The sequence below is a fragment of the Lelliottia nimipressuralis genome (genome assembly GCF_041464075.1).
Taxonomy (GTDB): Bacteria; Pseudomonadota; Gammaproteobacteria; order Enterobacterales; family Enterobacteriaceae; genus Enterobacter; species Enterobacter nimipressuralis.
The window spans coordinates 4,320,328-4,336,486 of the sequence record NZ_CP167172.1; the positions used below are offsets into that span (position 1 = coordinate 4,320,328).

16 protein-coding genes are annotated in these 16,159 nt (G+C 56.6%); 3 read left to right on the forward strand and 13 right to left on the reverse strand.

Annotation, left to right across the window (positions count from 1 at the left end; genetic code table 11):
* Positions 1-126 precede the first annotated feature (126 nt).
* Complete coding sequence (asd, locus tag ACB496_RS20770) at positions 127-1,233, reverse strand: aspartate-semialdehyde dehydrogenase (protein WP_100778574.1); 1,107 nt, start codon at positions 1,231-1,233, stop codon at positions 127-129.
* Positions 1,234-1,409: 176 nt separating this feature from the next.
* Between asd and yhgN the strand changes: the two genes are divergently transcribed.
* On the forward strand, positions 1,410-2,003 hold the full coding sequence (gene yhgN, locus ACB496_RS20775) for an NAAT family transporter YhgN (RefSeq protein WP_015960802.1): 594 nt from the start codon (positions 1,410-1,412) through the stop codon (positions 2,001-2,003).
* Between the two features lie 166 nt (positions 2,004-2,169).
* Here the strand turns inward: yhgN and gntU are convergent, their stop codons facing one another.
* The 5 genes from gntU to ACB496_RS20800 form a co-directional block, all read right to left on the reverse strand.
* Positions 2,170-3,510, reverse strand: coding sequence for a gluconate transporter (gntU, locus tag ACB496_RS20780; protein ID WP_100778573.1), 1,341 nt, complete (start codon positions 3,508-3,510; stop codon positions 2,170-2,172).
* Between the two features lie 3 nt (positions 3,511-3,513).
* On the reverse strand, positions 3,514-4,041 hold the full coding sequence (gntK, locus tag ACB496_RS20785; RefSeq protein WP_100778572.1) for a gluconokinase: 528 nt from the start codon (positions 4,039-4,041) through the stop codon (positions 3,514-3,516).
* Between the two features lie 126 nt (positions 4,042-4,167).
* Positions 4,168-5,163, reverse strand: coding sequence for a gluconate operon transcriptional repressor GntR (gene gntR, locus ACB496_RS20790; protein WP_100778571.1), 996 nt, complete (start codon positions 5,161-5,163; stop codon positions 4,168-4,170).
* Between the two features lie 104 nt (positions 5,164-5,267).
* Positions 5,268-5,963 (reverse strand): pirin family protein, encoded by a 696-nt coding sequence (locus ACB496_RS20795; protein WP_371973595.1) that lies wholly within the window; start codon positions 5,961-5,963, stop codon positions 5,268-5,270.
* A 123-nt stretch (positions 5,964-6,086) separates the two neighbouring features.
* Positions 6,087-7,124 carry an oxidoreductase gene (locus tag ACB496_RS20800; protein ID WP_371973597.1) on the reverse strand — a complete coding sequence of 346 codons (1,038 nt, stop codon included), beginning with the start codon at positions 7,122-7,124 and terminating at the stop codon, positions 6,087-6,089.
* 356 nt (positions 7,125-7,480) lie between these two features.
* Between ACB496_RS20800 and yhhY the strand changes: the two genes are divergently transcribed.
* Positions 7,481-7,969, forward strand: coding sequence for an N-acetyltransferase (gene yhhY, locus ACB496_RS20805; RefSeq protein WP_123429797.1), 489 nt, complete (start codon positions 7,481-7,483; stop codon positions 7,967-7,969).
* Between the two features lie 40 nt (positions 7,970-8,009).
* Here the strand turns inward: yhhY and ggt are convergent, their stop codons facing one another.
* Positions 8,010-9,755 carry a gamma-glutamyltransferase gene (ggt, locus tag ACB496_RS20810; protein ID WP_371973599.1) on the reverse strand — a complete coding sequence of 582 codons (1,746 nt, stop codon included), beginning with the start codon at positions 9,753-9,755 and terminating at the stop codon, positions 8,010-8,012.
* A gap of 121 nt (positions 9,756-9,876) precedes the next feature.
* Between ggt and ACB496_RS20815 the strand changes: the two genes are divergently transcribed.
* Positions 9,877-10,257 carry a DUF2756 family protein gene (locus tag ACB496_RS20815; RefSeq protein ID WP_102105319.1) on the forward strand — a complete coding sequence of 127 codons (381 nt, stop codon included), beginning with the start codon at positions 9,877-9,879 and terminating at the stop codon, positions 10,255-10,257.
* Here the strand turns inward: ACB496_RS20815 and ugpQ are convergent.
* The 6 genes from ugpQ to livF all read right to left on the reverse strand — a co-directional run bounded on the left by ugpQ (position 10,238) and on the right by livF (position 16,148).
* Positions 10,238-10,987 (reverse strand): glycerophosphodiester phosphodiesterase, encoded by a 750-nt coding sequence (ugpQ, locus tag ACB496_RS20820; protein WP_371973601.1) that lies wholly within the window; start codon positions 10,985-10,987, stop codon positions 10,238-10,240. The genes ACB496_RS20815 and ugpQ overlap by 20 nt on opposite strands.
* Positions 10,984-12,054, reverse strand: coding sequence for a sn-glycerol-3-phosphate import ATP-binding protein UgpC (locus ACB496_RS20825; protein WP_371973603.1), 1,071 nt, complete (start codon positions 12,052-12,054; stop codon positions 10,984-10,986). Before ACB496_RS20825 ends, ugpQ begins: the two co-directional genes overlap by 4 nt.
* A 1-nt stretch (position 12,055) precedes the next feature.
* A complete protein-coding gene (gene ugpE / locus ACB496_RS20830; RefSeq protein ID WP_107702697.1) occupies positions 12,056-12,901 on the reverse strand; it encodes a sn-glycerol-3-phosphate ABC transporter permease UgpE in 846 nt (281 codons plus the stop codon).
* Positions 12,898-13,785, reverse strand: coding sequence for a sn-glycerol-3-phosphate ABC transporter permease UgpA (ugpA, locus tag ACB496_RS20835; RefSeq protein WP_100778563.1), 888 nt, complete (start codon positions 13,783-13,785; stop codon positions 12,898-12,900). The genes ugpE and ugpA overlap by 4 nt, the downstream gene beginning before the upstream one ends.
* 87 nt (positions 13,786-13,872) lie before the next feature.
* Complete coding sequence (gene ugpB, locus ACB496_RS20840) at positions 13,873-15,189, reverse strand: sn-glycerol-3-phosphate ABC transporter substrate-binding protein UgpB (RefSeq protein WP_100778562.1); 1,317 nt, start codon at positions 15,187-15,189, stop codon at positions 13,873-13,875.
* A gap of 245 nt (positions 15,190-15,434) precedes the next feature.
* Positions 15,435-16,148 carry a high-affinity branched-chain amino acid ABC transporter ATP-binding protein LivF gene (livF, locus tag ACB496_RS20845; protein ID WP_100780798.1) on the reverse strand — a complete coding sequence of 238 codons (714 nt, stop codon included), beginning with the start codon at positions 16,146-16,148 and terminating at the stop codon, positions 15,435-15,437.
* Between the last annotated feature and the right edge of the window lie 11 nt (positions 16,149-16,159).

Below are 16,159 nucleotides of genomic sequence, written 5' to 3' on the forward strand. Positions count from 1 at the left end.
AATGACTCTTCCTTAAAGCATAGCCAACGACGAAATGACTCCTGATAAAAATTGAAGCTCTGCGCATGACTCCGTGTTACGCGCAAAAAAAAGGGGGTGAATATCACCCCCGGTATTAGCAAATTATTAGGCCAGTTGTCGCAACATACGGCGAAGCGGCTCGGCGGCACCCCACAGGAGCTGGTCTCCGACGGTGAAGGCCGAGAGATACTCCGGCCCCATGTTCAGCTTACGCAGACGACCGACCGGCGTGGTCAGCGTGCCGGTAACGGCGGCTGGGGTCAGTTCACGCATGGTGATATCGCGATCGTTTGGCACCACTTTCGCCCACGGGTTGTGCGCAGCCAGCAGCTCTTCCACGGTCGGAATAGACACATCTTTTTTCAGTTTAAGGGTGAAGGCCTGGCTGTGGCAGCGCAGCGCGCCGACGCGCACGCACAGACCGTCAACCGGGATCACGGAAGATGTGCTGAGAATTTTGTTGGTCTCGGCCTGACCTTTCCACTCTTCGCGGCTCTGGCCGTTATCGAGCTGTTTGTCGATCCACGGGATCAGGCTGCCTGCCAGCGGAACGCCGAAGTTATCGACCGGCAGTTCGCCGGAGCGGGAAAGCTGGGTGACTTTGCGTTCGATATCCAGAATCGCCGAGGCCGGGTTCGCCAGCTCGTCAGCGACGTGACTGTGCAGTTGCCCCATCTGTGCCAGCAGTTCGCGCATATGACGCGCGCCGCCGCCGGATGCGGCCTGATAGGTGGCAACGGAGACCCACTCCACCAGATCCTGCGCAAACAGGCCGCCCAGGGACATCAGCATCAGGCTGACGGTACAGTTACCGCCGACAAAGGTTTTCACGCCGTTGTTCAGGCCATCGGTGATCACGCCCTGGTTCACCGGGTCGAGAATAATGATCGCGTCATCTTTCATACGCAGAGAAGACGCGGCGTCAATCCAGTAACCCTGCCAGCCGCTTTCACGAAGCTTTGGATAGATTTCGTTGGTATAATCGCCGCCCTGGCAGGTCACTATAATATCAAGTGCCTTCAGCGCTTCCAGATTAAAGGCGTCCTGAAGCGTGCCCGTAGAGGCACCGCCGAACGCGGGCGCTGCTTGCCCGAACTGGGAAGTGGAGAAGAAGACCGGGCGGATGGCGTCAAAATCGCGCTCTTCGATCATGCGTTGCATGAGGACAGAGCCGACCATACCGCGCCAGCCGATAAAACCAACGTTTTTCATAGCGTATGTTCCTGCAGAGGTGTGTGCTGTGTGTGTCCACCCGTATCCAACGGGCATAGCCTTCACATTACAAAATGCTGCCAAAGTCGCAAGTGAAATTAATCAATGATTGCGCTGCGATCAGTAATACCACTAATTACAATAGAAACCACAGGGTTTATCAGGGATAAATAACAATGACTGAAATCATTTCCGCAGCGGTGCTTTTGATCCTGATTATGGATCCGCTTGGGAACCTGCCCATTTTTATGTCGGTGCTGAAACACACCGAGCCGAAGCGCCGCCGGGCGATCATGATCCGCGAGCTGCTCATCGCGCTGCTGGTGATGTTTATCTTCCTGTTCGCGGGTGAAAAGATCCTCGCGTTCCTCAATTTGCGCGCTGAGACGGTTTCGATCTCTGGCGGCATTATTCTGTTCCTGATCGCCATTAAAATGATTTTCCCGAGCGCCGAAGGCAGCAGCAGCGGCCTGCCTGCGGGTGAAGAGCCGTTTATCGTACCGCTCGCGATCCCGCTGGTCGCCGGACCGACCATTCTGGCGACGCTGATGCTGCTCTCCCATCAGTATCCGAATCAGATGAGCCATCTGGTGATTGCTCTGCTGATCGCCTGGGGCGGGACCTTCATCATCCTGCTGCAGTCGTCGCTGTTCCTGCGCCTGCTGGGCGAAAAAGGGGTGAACGCGCTGGAACGCCTGATGGGGTTGATTCTGGTGATGATGGCGACGCAGATGTTCCTGGATGGAATTCGAGCGTGGATGAAGGGGTGAGGTTGAGAAGTATATCGGGTAAAGGCGTTGTTCCGTTGACCTTACGGACTGAAGAAGGTGTAGAGCCGCTGTAAAAAAGCCGGGTAGTGTTTGCGCTTACCCGGCCTTCATATCGCCATTTTATCGGTCGGGTAAGGCGTCGCCGCCTTCCCGACAAACATCGCACTTAACTCAGCAGCGAAAACGCAATCATCCCAACAATCGCCCCTGTCGTGCCGAGGATGGTTTCCATCAGCGTCCAGGTTTTCAGGGTTTGCGCTTCGGTCGCGCCGGTAAATTTACCGAACAGCCAGAAGCCTGCGTCGTTTACATGAGAGACGACGATAGAGCCACCCGCGATACAGATAGACAGGGCCGCCATTTGCGCACCGGAGTAGTTCAGCTGTTCAATCACCGGCATCACCAGGCCAACCGCAGTCAGACAGGCTACCGTGGCAGAACCCTGGATAATACGCACCGCCGCTGCCAGCACGAAGCAGGTCACGGCAATCGGTAAGCCCATCCCGGTCAGCGCTTCGCCCAGAGCCGGGCCCACGCCGGAATCAACCAGCACCTGCTTGAACACACCGCCTGCGCCAATCACCAGCAGAATAATCCCCGCCGGTTGCAGCGCCGCGCCGCAGATCTCCATCACGCGGTCTTTCGGCATCCCCTGACGCATCGCCAGGCCGTAAATCGCCACCAGACACGCCACCAGAATCGCGGTGAACGGATGACCGATAAACTCGAACCATTCGTAAGCACTGGAACCCACCGGCACAAAGCGCGCGGCGATGGTTTTGAGACCAACCAGCACCAGCGGCAGCAGAATCAGCGACAGGCTGAAGCCGAAGGACGGCATTTTGCCTTCGCCAAGGTGCGGCTCGGTGATGTCATCAGGAATGTGCAGCTCAACGTAGCGGCTGATAAAGTTGCCCCACAGCGGCCCGGCAATAATCATCCCCGGGATCGCGGCGCACAGGCCAATCAGAATCATCCAGCCAAAATCGGCGTGCATCTGAGACGCCAGCAGCATCGGCGCAGGCCCAGGCAGCAGGAACGCTGCGGCCGCCGCGACGCCCGCAAACAGCGGAATGACCAGCTTAACAAGGTTGGTGCCCGTGTGACGCGCCATGGAGAATGCGACGCTAATCAGCAGCACCACGGCCACTTCAAAGAACAGCGGCAGCGCGCAAATCAGACCTGCCAGACCAATCGCGTAGTGCGCGCGGCTGTGGCCGAAGGATTTGAGCATCTTGACGGCAATCTGATCGACTGCGCCCGTCTCATGCAAAATCTTGCCAAACATCGCGCCGAGCGCGACCACAATCGCCAGGAAGCCCAGCGTGCCTCCCATCCCTTTTTCCATTGTCGCTGCGATTTTATCGAGCGGCATACCGGAAAAGAGACCTGCACCAATAGAAACCACCATCAAAGCAACGAAGGCATGCATACGCGCCTTCATCACTAAAAACAGCAGCAGCAAAACGGAGCCGACTGCTGTCAAAACTAGCGTTAATGTACTCAAAACTTACTGCCTTTTTTTAATGACCTCAATGGTGCTGGCAACAACACCGTCCAGCGGCTGATCGATATCGACGATCAGAACATCGCTTTCGTCTGCACCCGGTTCCTGCAGTGCTTCGAACTGCGTGACCAGCATCTGAGTTTTGAAGAAGTGGCCTTTACGGGCTTTCAGACGGCTTTCGATCACGTCGAAATCGCCTTTCAGATAGATAAAGGAGAGGTTTGGGTTACCGTCACGCAGCAGATCGCGATAGGTCTTTTTCAGCGCGGAGCAGACAATCAGCGACACTTTGTTGGTGCGCTGCATCGCAAACGCGGCATCGTTCAGCGCCTGCAACCAGGGCTTACGATCGTCGTCGTTCAGCGGTTCGCCAGCGGCCATTTTAGTGATGTTGCTGCGCGGGTGGAGGAAGTCGCCATCAAGAAACGCTGCCTGAAGTTGATGCGCCACTTCGCTGGCGACGGCAGATTTACCGCTACCGGAAACGCCCATCAGGACGTAAACGTGGTGATCGAGATTTGTCGTGCTCAAAGGGTGCCCCTCAGTCAATTGTTACGGGTAACAGTTATCGGTAACATTGTCCTGCCGGGGCTATGGAGAAGCAATATCCATTCGTGCGAGAAGTGAATAAGTGTGAGCTACTTCAAATTTGTCAGACTAAATTGATCCACCCGGTGACAAGGTGAAACCTAAATCTAACATTTTAGGCGTGACCACTTCACCACGAATGCGCGCCAGCAGGCGTTCCGCACCGATGCGGCCCATGCGTTCGCGCGGCGTCAGAACGCTCGCCAGACGTGGCTCCATCACCTGTCCGATATCGTGGCCGTGGAAACCAGCAATCGCCATATCGTCAGGGATTTTCAGGCCAAGACGCTGACATTCAAAGGCTGCGCCGACCGCAAGGTCATCGTTGGTACAGAATATACCATCAAGCTGCGGATACTCACGGCGGGCCTGGCGCATCAGCTCAATACCGGACGAATAGGAAGAGGATTGCTCCACCATCACGCTGTACGGCGTTAAGTTTGCGTCGAGCATCGCCTGCTCGTATCCCTTCTGTTTGATGATAGTACGTTCGTCGAGACGTGCGCCCAGATAGGCCACGTGGCGGTGACCGCGGGCGAGAATGGCGGCGGTCATCTGACGCGCGGCTTCGAAGTTATCGAACCCGACGGCAATATCCAGACAAGGGGACTGACTGTCCATCAGCTCCACTACCGGAATGCCGGCAACTTCAATCATCTTGAGCGTACGCGGCGTGTGAGTACGTTCCGTTAGGATCAGGCCGTCGATGTTCCAGGAAAGCATCGATTCAAGACGTTCCTCTTCCAGTTCCGGTTTGTACCCGTAGTGCGCGAGCATGGTTTGATAACCGTAGGCGTCAGTAACGCTTTCGATTCCGCGCAGCACTTCGGCGAAAACCTGGTTGGTTAAGGAAGGAAGCAGAACACCGACCGCACGGCTGGTGGCATTGGAGAGAATATCGGGCGCGCGGTTGGGGATATAACCCAGTTCATCGAGAGCAGCGGCAATCTTGCCACGCAACGCCAGGGAAACCTGTTCCGGGTTACGCAAAAAGCGGCTGACCGTCATTTTGGTCACACCGACGCGATCGGCCACATCCTGAAGTACGGGTCGTTTCTTTTTCATCGTCCTGAGAGAAACCTGTAATGAGACATTCTCTCAGTTTATCACGGACAAAGGCCAACCTTCCCCTGTCAAATGGGGAAGGTTGGCCTTTTATTTACGATTAATCACACGGGCGGCAGATCGAAGAGCAGAATTTCGCTCGCGCTGTCAGCATGGATGGACAGCGCCTGCTCATCCCAAACCGCCAGACCGTCAGCGGTGGTGGCTTTGGTGCCGTTGATTGTCACGTCACCTTTGACCACCTGGATCCACACGCGGCGGTTCGCGGCAATCTGATGCACAGACTGTTCGTCTTTCGCCAGTGCCCAACGGTACAGTTCCATATCCTGATGCACTTTCAGGGAGCCATCACGCGCATCCGGGGAAAGCACCAGCTGTTTGCCCTGCAGGGCATCGAAGCGGCGCTGCTCGTAGCGCGGCGTGATGCCAGTTTCTTCTGGAATGATCCAGATTTGGTACAGGTGCAGTTTTTCCGTGTTGCTCGGGTTGTACTCCGAGTGACGAACCCCGATACCGGCGCTCATAATCTGGAACTCACCGGCCGGAACCTGCTCTTCGTTACCCATGCTGTCTTTGTGCGCTACGGCGCCTTCCAGCACATAGGTCAGGATTTCCATGTCTTTGTGCGGATGGGTGCCGAAGCCCTGGCCCGCGTCAATCACGTCATCGTTAATCACACGCAGTGCCGAGAAGCCCATGAAGTTCGGGTCGTAATAGTCCGCGAACGAGAAGGTATGCCATGAGTCCAGCCAGCCATGATTTGCGTGACCACGATCGCCTGCTTTACGTAAAAAGATCATTGTTTTTCACCCCAGTTCGTTTCGATGAAGTCAGTGTGGACGCAAATGGCCTGGGATCATAGAGGGTGAAAATTGACTCCTCTGTTCAAAAATTATGAATAAGCACAGAGGAGTCGACAGAGCTTACTTCGCGAGGGTAATCGTGGCAGGAGAAGCCTGCTCGAACCCGCGCTCGAGGATCTCCAGATTAGTGAGAACTTCAGATTCCTTGACGTAATTCGGCGCGCCTTTAGTGAGGGTGTCATACAGCGCATCGTAGACGCGGCCATAATCGCCGGTTTCTGGGGTGAGCTGTTCTTTTACCGTCACGCCTTCGTCATTGACATACTCCAGCACGCCGACCGATTCATCCGCCGCGAATCCCGGCTCGCCCGGCATGATATTGGCCTTCAGACTGGTCTCCTGCTGGTCGATACCGTATTTGATAAACGAGCCGCGGGTGCCGTGAACGATAAATTTCGGATAGTCCGTTTTCACCAGATGACTGGTTTTGACGATCGCCTTCAAATCGCCGTAAAACAGCTGTGCTTCAAAGGTATCGTCCGGATTGGCTTTGTTGCGCAGGCTGCGGATATCGTAGGTCACGTGATCCGGGCGGCCCAACAGAGAGATTATCTGGTCCATGGTATGCACGCCCAGACCATAAAACGCGCCGTCCTGCGGCAGGCCGGGTTTGGTTTCCGCCACCGGACGATAGAGATCGAAATGGCTTTCGATTTCAACGATATCGCCCAGTTTGCCGCTCTCCATGGCCTGTTTCGCCATCAGGAAGCAGGTATCAAAGCGACGGTTCTGGTACGGCGTGACGGTCAGCCCTTTGCTTTTTGCCAGCGCGAAGAGCTCTTTGGCCTCCGCAAGCGTCGGGGTGAAGGGTTTTTCCACCAGCACGTTTTTGCCCGCTTCCAGCGCGCGTTTCGCGTAGTCAAAGTGGCTGTCGGCATGGGTACAGACGATCACCAGTTTGACCTGCGGATCGCTTAACACCTCATCCAGATCGCTGGTGAAATGAATATGGGAATACTGTGGGGACTGCTCTTCAGGTTTCGCGTGACGGCGGAAGATATGCGCCACGTGCCAGCTGTCTTTACGGTTGAGAACATACGGAAGGTGATAGCGAGTGGTGCTTTTACCAAATCCAATAAATGCGCAATGTAATGTCATGGCTCAGTCCTTATTAAGGTTGTTGGGACAACCATAGCGCAAGTTAAATGCGCGCGCATCCGCCGCTGTGAGCTTCACGTATGTGGGATGGCGAACGCTTCACGAGGGGAACGGGCAGGTCTGCCTGGCTGAAACAGGATAAAAAAAAGCCAGCGCGAGGCTGGCTAAAGTAATACTGGAAGCAATGTGAGCAATGTCGTGCTTTCAGGTTTCCGTAGAGGTCTTCCTGAACGCGAGACAATAATAATCATTCTCATTCGCACTTGTCCAATACTTTTTGCAAAAAAAAAGGGAGTTGACTCGAATTTCAAAGTCAATGATGTTGAAAGGGATATCAACCCACCGAGGACAAAAGAATGAGTGAGATAGTGATACGCCACGCTGAACCGAAAGATGCCGAAGCCCTGCGCCAAAATTATATGCATCCAGAGGTGTATCACGACACGCTACAACTCCCTCATCCTTCCCTTGAGATGTGGCAGGAACGCCTTAATCCTAAAGCTGGGCAAAAACGTCTTGTCGCCTGCATGGATGAGATTATTGTCGGTGATCTGGCGCTGCAGGTCGAAGCCAGCCCGCGACGCAGCCATGTGGCAACCTTTGGTATCAGCGTTGCGGCGCATGCTCAGGGGCGAGGCGTTGGAAGTGCGCTCATGCGTGAGATGATCAACCTGTGTGACAACTGGATGCGCATCGAACGTATCGAACTCACGGTTTTTGCCGATAATCCTCCTGCACTGGCGCTGTACAAGAAGTTTGGCTTTGAAATCGAAGGAACCGGAAAGAAATTCGCCCTGCGTAATGGCGAGTTTGTGGATGCCTATTATATGGCGCGGATGAAGTGAAAAATTGCCCGGTAGCGCTGCGCTGCCGGGCGACAACGTATCAGTACCCTGCCGTCAAATCATCCACCGACCGTGGATCGGATGCCCCGGAAAGGGAACCGTCGGGCGCCACCACAATGCTCTGCGTGCTCCCCATCGCCTCTTTCACCACCACTTTCTGCCCGCGCTGTTCCAGCAGTTTGATAGTGTCCGGGCTAAAGCCTTTTTCCACGCGCAGTTCGTCCGGCAGCCACTGATGGTGGAAGCGCGGCGCGTTGGTCGCTTCGGCTACGTTCATTCCGAAATCGATACTGTTGACCACCATTTGCAGCACGGTGGTAATAATTCTGCTTCCGCCAGGGCTACCTGTCACCAGCCAGGTTTTGCCGTCTTTCACCACGATGGTCGGAGACATGGACGACAGCGGGCGCTTCTTCGGCCCAACGGCGTTGGCATCGCCGCCCACCAGCCCGTAAACGTTCGGCACGCCCGGTTTGGCGGAGAAGTCATCCATTTCGTTGTTCAGCAGAATGCCGCTGTTACCCGCCACAATCCCGGTGCCAAACACCGTGTTCAGCGTGTACGTCACCGCCACTGCATTGCCGTCCTTATCCACCACCGAGAAATGGGTGGTCTGATTACTCTCGTACGGCGCCAGTTTGCCGGGGCGGATCTGGCTGGACGGTTTCGCTTTGTTGATATCAATCTGATCCGCCAGCGATTTCGCATAGGCTTTGTTGGTTAGCGCCTGCCAGGGCACTTTGACAAAATCCGGATCGCCGAGATACTCCGAGCGGTCGGCATAGGCAAATTTTTCTGCCTCCGCCATCACCTGCATCGCATCGGCGCTACCGAAGCCAAATTTGTGCATATCGAAGTTTTCAAGAATATTGAGGATCTGCACAATGTGGATCCCGCCGGAGGACGGTGGCGGCATTGAGAACACTTGATACCCGCGATACTCACCGCTTATCGGTGTGCGCTCAATCGCTTTGTACTCCGCCAAATCTGCCTTGGTAATCAGCCCGCCATTCTTTTGCATCTCGTCGGCAATCTGATCGGCAATCGCCCCTTTGTAGAAGGCATCCGGGCCGTTTTCCGCAATCAGCTCCAGGCTTTTCGCAAGATTTGTCTGCACCAGCTTGTCGCCCTTTTTCAGCGGCTCGCCGTCCTTCCAGAAGATCGCTTTACTGTTCTCATGGTTCGGAATCACTTCGCTGCCGTAGGTTTTGAGATCGTCCGCCAGCGCGTCATTGACCACAAACCCGTCGCGCGCCAGCTTGATGGCTGGCTGCACCACTTTGTTCAGCGGTAAGGTCCCGTATTTTTTCAGCGCCAGAGAGAACCCGGCGACGGTGCCCGGCGTGCCACTTGCCAGATGAGATGTGAGGGATTTTTTACTGTCCGGATTCCCCTGATCGTCGAGGAACATATCGCGCGATGCCTGATTTGGCGCCATTTCGCGGAAGTCGATGGCCGTGGTATTGCCGTCTTTGGTGCGAAGCAGCATAAAGCCCCCGCCGCCGAGATTCCCCGCCTGCGGATGGGTCACCGCCAGGGCATAACCCACGGCCACCGCCGCATCAACTGCATTACCGCCCTGCTTGAGGATATCCACGCCGACCTGGGTGGCCATCGCGTCCACGGACGCCACCATCCCCTGCTTCGCCCTGACGGGATGGAAGACATCCTCTTCCACGCCGTAGGAGACTGGCGGTGCGGCTGGCGGGTTCGCCGCCACGGTAAATGTCCCGCCGGCCATCAGCGCAGCGATCGCTACCCAGCGCAAAAACGTTGGTTTTATCATTGTTGTTCTCCAGGTGAGGGATCCAGATTCCCGTTTAAGCCTGGTTCACAACTCCTAAAAAATCATCGTTGTGGCAGATTCGGGGTAAACTTAAGAGAGGCCTCAGAAGGAGGAAATGAGAATGAAACGACTACTGATCTTAACGGCACTGCTCCCGTTCGCCGTGCTCGCACAGCCACTGAATACCCTGAATAACCCGAACCAGCCGGGCTATGAAATCCCCAGCCAGCAGCGCATGCAGACCCAGATGATGGGCCAACAGCAGCAGCAAAAAGGGATGCTCAATCAACAGCTGCATACCCAGACGCAGATTCAGCAGCAGCACCTGCAAACGCAGATGAACAACAATACACAGATGATTCAGCAGGGCCAGGTGCGGGAGCAGCCGCTGCCGAATACCAGCGGCGGCATGTTAAGCGGGGGAACAAGCCCGAGCAGCGGTCAGCAGCATATGCTGCCGCCGCGTTCGAATGGCGATATGCTTAATAATCCGCAGAATTAAAGTTCGGGCCAATCACGTCAATCGCATCAGTACAGATGCAGTCCACGCCCCAGCGCAGTAGCTCTGCCGCTCGCTGGGGTTTGTTGACCGTATAAACCAGGATGTGCAGCCCGGCGTCTTTGAGCATCCTCACGCGCGCCTCATCCAGCAGGCGATGATTGAGATGGATCGACACACACCCTAAGCGAGTGGTCAGCTCGCGCCAGTCGTCACGCCATTCGTCCAGCAATAATCCCCGAGGCAGTTCCGGTGCGGCGCCTTGTGCGGCTTCCAGCGCGTCAATTTCAAACGACGACAGCAGCGGAGCGGTCATTCCTTCCCACAGTTCACGCGCGGCGAGGGCAATCACTTTACCGGTGAGCGGCCCGGTGCCGGTCGTCGGTTTGATTTCGATATTGGCCATCATCCCGTGCTGACGACAGCGATCGGCCACTTCCGCCAGCAGCGGCAACGGCTCGCCCTTGAATTCGCTGCTAAACCAGCTTCCGGCGTCCACGTTCAGCAGATCGCGCCACGGCAAGTCGCCCGCCACGCCCCAGCCGTTGCTGGTGCGCTCGAGGTTATCGTCATGCAGCAGGAAAATTTCGCCATCTTTCGACAGTTTGGCGTCGAATTCGATCATTGAATGACCGTAATACGCGCCCTTATCAATGGCCGCCAGGGTGTTTTCCGGTGCTCGTTTCCCGCCGCCACGGTGGGCGACGATGTGAGGATATGGCCAGTTACTCATACGCGTTGTCCTGTTTCACCATCAAATAAGTGCAGATGATTTTCTGGCAGATGCAGCCACAGCGTGCTGCCCGCCTTTGGGCGTTCCTGATGCGCCAGACGCACCACCAGCTTTTGATCGCCCCAGCGTCCGTGCGCCAGGTTGTCCGCGCCCAGCATCTCCAGCGTGTCCATCACCAGCGGCACGCCGCCTTCCTCCTGCGAGCTTAGCGCAATATGTTCCGGGCGGATACCGAGCGTCATTCTACGCCCGGCGTAGCCGCGATAAAACCAGTTCACCGGCAGCGCCATGCCGCTCTCCAGCTCAAAATGCGTGCCCGCGTTGCTGATGCGCCCTTCCAGCAGGTTCATCGCCGGGCTGCCGATAAAGCTGGCGACAAAGCGGCTGGCGGGTTTTTCATACACCTCTACCGGCGTGCCGATCTGCTCGGCGATACCTTTGTTCATCACCATCACGCGTTGCGCCAGGGTCATGGCTTCCACCTGATCGTGGGTGACGTACAGGGAGGTGGTTTTCAGGCGGCGATGCAGATGTTGCAGCTCAAGGCGCATCTGCACGCGCAGTTTGGCGTCGAGGTTAGAGAGCGGTTCGTCGAACAGGAACACCGCCGGATCGCGCACGATGGCGCGGCCCATCGCCACGCGCTGACGCTGGCCGCCGGAAAGCTCACGCGGACGGCGTTTTAACAGACCGTCCAGCTCCAGAATGCGCGCCGCCTCTTTCACCCGTTCGTCGATATGGCCTTTCCCCATCCCGCGAATTTTCAGGCCCCAGGCCATGTTCTCTTCCACGCTCATGTGCGGATAGAGGGCGTAGTTCTGGAACACCATCGCGATGCCGCGATCTTTCGGCTCCATCTCGGTAACGCGCTGGCGGTCAATCCAGATGTCGCCGCTGGTCACGCGCTCAAGCCCCGCCACCATGCGCAGCAGCGTCGATTTCCCGCAGCCGGACGGGCCGACCATCACGATAAATTCGCCGTCTGCCACGTCGAGGGTCAGGGGTTGAATCACCTGGGTTTTGCCGTCCCAGCTTTTGGTTACTGCCTGTAATTTTAATCCAGCCATCTTATTTCTCACTGTCTACTAAACCACGCACGAACGCGCGCTGCATGGCTAAAACGATAACGACCGGAGGGATCAGCGTGAGCAGCATCGCCGCCATCACCTGATTCCAGAGGGTGGTGCCTTCGCCGGTGGCGATCATCCCTTTGATGCCCGCCACGGCGGTGCCGAGATTCACGTCCTGCACAATCAGCAGCGGCCACAGATACTGGTTCCAGCCGTAGATAAAGGTGATCACGAACAGCGCGGCGAGGTTGGTTCTGGAGAGCGGCAGCACGATGTCGCGGAAAAAACGCATCGGCGATGCGCCGTCGATGCGCGCCGCTTCAATCAGTTCGTCCGGCAAGGTCATAAAGAACTGGCGGAACAGGAACGTAGCGGTGGCCGATGCCATCAGCGGCAGCGTCAGGCCCGCGTAGCTGTCGAGCATCCCGAGATTGGCGATCACCTCGACGGTCGGGAAAATACGCACTTCGACGGGCAGCATCAGGGTGATAAAGATCATCCAGAAGAAGAGGTTACGTAGGGGGAAACGGAACCAGACGATAGCGAAGGCCGAAAGCATCGACACCACGATCTTCCCCACCGTAATGCCAAAGGCCATGATGAAACTGTTGAGCATCATCAGCCAGAACGGCGCGCTGTTGGCCCCTACGCCCTGGGTCCAGATAGTCGCCATGTTTTCGAAAAGATGGCCGCCAGGCACCAGCGTCATCGGCGTGTCGAACACGGCTTTGGTATCCAGCGTGGCGGCAACAAAGGCCACGTACAGCGGGAACAGGATGACGATGATCCCGAGTATTAACAGGGTGTGGCTGAAAATCGTCAGCCCCGGACGGTTCTCAATCATTGGTAGCGCACCTTACTTTCGACATAGCGGAACTGAACCACCGTCAGCACAATCACCAGCCCCATCAGCACCACGGACTGCGCGGCAGAGGCCGACAGATCCAGCCCCGCAAAGCCTTCGCGGTAGATTTTGTAGATAAGCGTGGTGGTCGCCTGCACCGGCCCACCGGCGGTGGCGGCGTCGATCACCGGGAAGGTGTCGAAGAAGGCGTAGACCAGGTTTACCACCAGCAGGAAGAAACTCACCGGCGCAATCAGCGGCAGCGCCAGTTTGAAGAAGCGGCGAATCGGCCCTGCGCCGTCAATCGCGGCGGCTTCGACCAGCGAGCGCGGAATGGATTGCAGCGCGGCGAAGAAGAAAAGGAAGTTGTAGCTGATCTGCTTCCAGACCGAGGCAAACACCACCAGGAACATCGCCTGGCCGCTGTTTTGCGCGTGGTTCCAGTCGTAGCCGAATTCGCCGAGGAAATGGGTAATCAGCCCGCGCCCTGGGTTAAACAGGAAGATCCACAGCACGGCGGCGACGGCAGGTGCGACGGCGTAGGGCAGCAGCATCAGCGTCTGATAGAGACGGCTGCCGCGCACCACGTAATCCACCAGCGCCGCAAAAAACAGCGACACGACGAGGCCGCTGACCGTCACCATGGCGCTGAATTTGATCGTCGTCCAGAAGGAGTCGAGGTAATAGCTGTCGTGGAACAGCGCGGTAAAGTTATCCAGGCCGACAAACTGGCTGGAAAGCCCGAACGGATCGACGCTTTGTACCGAGTACCAGAGCGCTTCGCCCGCAGGCCAGATAAAAAAGATGACGGTGATAATCAGCTGCGGGGCGACCAGCAAATAGGGCAGCCAGCGCGAACGGAATACCGGACGGGAGGAAGACATTGAGATTGGATTCCTGAACAGTGCCGGATGACCCGGCCAACGAAGAGAATGTCCCCCTCGCAGGCCGGGTAATCCGGCATAAAAACATTAAGACTTCGTCGACTGCTCAAAGCGGCGCAGCAGCTGATTTCCGCGCTCTACCGCCGAATCCAGCGCCTGCTGTGGCGTTTTCTTACCGGTCCATACGCTTTCCAGCTCTTCATCCACGATGGTCCTAATCTGCGGCATGTTGCCCAGACGCAGACCTTTGGTGAACGGTAACGGCGGCTTGTTCAGCATCTGGCGCGTCGCGATATCCGCCCCTGGGTTTTTGTCATAGAAGCCCTGCTCGCGCGTCAGGTCGTAAGCGGCTTTGGTGATCGGCAGGTAGCCGGTCTTCTGGTGCCACTCAGCGGCGTTTTCAGGTTTCGCGAGGAAGTCGAGGAACTCCGCCACGCCTTTGTAGGTGCCGTTGTCTTTGCCCTGCATTACCCACAGGCTCGCTCCGCCGATGATGGCGTTCTGTGGCGCGCCTTTGGCATCGGCGTCATAAGGCATCATGCCCACGCCGTAGTTGAATTTGGCGTAGTGACGGATATCCGCCAGCGAACCGGAAGAGGCGGTGGTGATCGCACAGTCGCCGTTGTAAAACTTCTCGGTAGATTCGTCTTTACGGCCGAAGTAGCTGAAATCGCCCTTCTTATTCAGCGCTTCCAGCAGCGCGATGTGTTTCACCTGCTCGGGTTTGTTGAACTCCAGCACGGCGTCGGTGCCGTCAAAGCCGTTGTTCTTCGTGGCGACCGGCAGACCGTGCCAGGCGCTGAAGTTTTCAATCTGAATCCAGCCCTGCCAGCCGCTCGCGTAGCCACACTTCATGCCTGCCGCTTTCAGTTTGGCGGTGTACTCCGCCAGGTCCTGCCAGGTTTTCGGCGGCTGATCCGGGTTTAAACCGGCTTTTTTGAAGGCGTCTTTGTTGTAATAGAGCACCGGCGTGGAGCTGTTAAACGGCTGAGACAGCAGATGCCCGGTTTTGGAATCGGTGTAGTAACCGGAAACCGTCGGCACAAACTGGGATTCATCGAAGTTAATGCCCGCGTCTTTAAACACTTCATAGACCGGTTTGATCGCTTTCGAGGCCATCATGGTCGCGGTGCCGACTTCATACACCTGCAGCAGCGCCGGTGCATTCCCGGTGCGGAACGCGGCGATGCCCGCGCTCAGGCTCTGCTCGTAGTTACCTTTGTACACCGGCACAATTTTGTAATCGGGATGGGTGTCGTTGAAACGCTGCGCCAGAGAATCAACCTCTTTGCCCAACTCCCCTTCCATGGAATGCCAGAACGGAATGGTCGTGACAGCCATTGCGTTCGTCGCAAAAGCCAGACCGATTGCCAGACCCAAAGCTGTGTGTCGTAACGATGTCATTGTCATCTCTCTTTTTTGTGCCGGATGCGCGATATCACGCGTTTTATGCTCGCGAGGTAACATGACATGCTCGAATGACAGAAAAATAACTGTTTATTTACAGAATGATGACAGACCGGGGTCAGGGGGATGATGGAATGGTGACGATAGCATGGCAAAAAAAAGCCGGGAGGCGTCGCCCTACCCGGCCTGTGATTCAGGTTTTTCAGGCCCGGTAAGCGCAGCGCCACCGGGCAACAGACAGCTTAACCGCCTAAATATGCACTTCGCACCGCTTCGTTCGCCAGCAACGCTTCGCCGGTATCGGACAGCACGACGTGACCGTTCTCCAGCACGTAGCCGCGATCCGCAAGTTTCAGCGCCTGGTTGGCGTTTTGCTCCACGAGGAAGATGGTCATCCCCTCTTTACGCAGTTGCTCAATGGTGTCGAAAATCTGCTGAATGATGATCGGCGCAAGGCCGAGGGACGGCTCATCGAGCAGCAGCAGACGCGGCTGGCTCATCAGCGCACGACCAATCGCCAGCATCTGCTGTTCACCGCCTGACATGGTGCCCGCACGCTGAATACGGCGCTCATACAGGCGCGGGAAGAGTTCATACACGCGCTTAATGCGGGTCTGATACTGTTCGCGCTCGGCAAAGAAGCCGCCCATCGCCAGGTTCTCTTCCACCGTCATACGGGAAAACACGCGGCGGCCTTCCGGCACTATCGCCACGGCTTCGCGCATGATTTTCGCGGTCTGCCAGTCGGTAATGTCTTTACCGTCAAAGATGATTCGCCCGCTGGAAGCACGCGGATCGCCACACAGGGTGCCGAGCAGCGTGGTTTTCCCCGCGCCGTTGGCCCCGATGAGCGTCACGATCTCACCCTGATTGATATGCAGGCTGACATCGTGCAACGCCTGAATCTTGCCGTAGTGGGCATTCACCTTGTCAAAAGATAACATCGCTTTTTCCATATTATGACTCG

Coding starts and splice junctions, on each gene's coding strand:
- livF (WP_100780798.1), bottom strand. CDS start 16,148: ATGGAAAAAGCGATGTTATCTTTTGACAAGGTGAATGCCCACTACGGC.
- ACB496_RS20825 (WP_371973603.1), bottom strand. CDS start 12,054: ATGGCTGGATTAAAATTACAGGCAGTAACCAAAAGCTGGGACGGCAAA.
- yhgN (WP_015960802.1), top strand. CDS start 1,410: ATGACTGAAATCATTTCCGCAGCGGTGCTTTTGATCCTGATTATGGAT.
- ggt (WP_371973599.1), bottom strand. CDS start 9,755: ATGATAAAACCAACGTTTTTGCGCTGGGTAGCGATCGCTGCGCTGATG.
- ugpB (WP_100778562.1), bottom strand. CDS start 15,189: ATGACATCGTTACGACACACAGCTTTGGGTCTGGCAATCGGTCTGGCT.
- asd (WP_100778574.1), bottom strand. CDS start 1,233: ATGAAAAACGTTGGTTTTATCGGCTGGCGCGGTATGGTCGGCTCTGTC.
- ACB496_RS20795 (WP_371973595.1), bottom strand. CDS start 5,963: ATGATCTTTTTACGTAAAGCAGGCGATCGTGGTCACGCAAATCATGGC.
- ACB496_RS20815 (WP_102105319.1), top strand. CDS start 9,877: ATGAAACGACTACTGATCTTAACGGCACTGCTCCCGTTCGCCGTGCTC.
- ACB496_RS20800 (WP_371973597.1), bottom strand. CDS start 7,124: ATGACATTACATTGCGCATTTATTGGATTTGGTAAAAGCACCACTCGC.
- ugpE (WP_107702697.1), bottom strand. CDS start 12,901: ATGATTGAGAACCGTCCGGGGCTGACGATTTTCAGCCACACCCTGTTA.
- ugpA (WP_100778563.1), bottom strand. CDS start 13,785: ATGTCTTCCTCCCGTCCGGTATTCCGTTCGCGCTGGCTGCCCTATTTG.
- ugpQ (WP_371973601.1), bottom strand. CDS start 10,987: ATGAGTAACTGGCCATATCCTCACATCGTCGCCCACCGTGGCGGCGGG.
- yhhY (WP_123429797.1), top strand. CDS start 7,481: ATGAGTGAGATAGTGATACGCCACGCTGAACCGAAAGATGCCGAAGCC.
- gntR (WP_100778571.1), bottom strand. CDS start 5,163: ATGAAAAAGAAACGACCCGTACTTCAGGATGTGGCCGATCGCGTCGGT.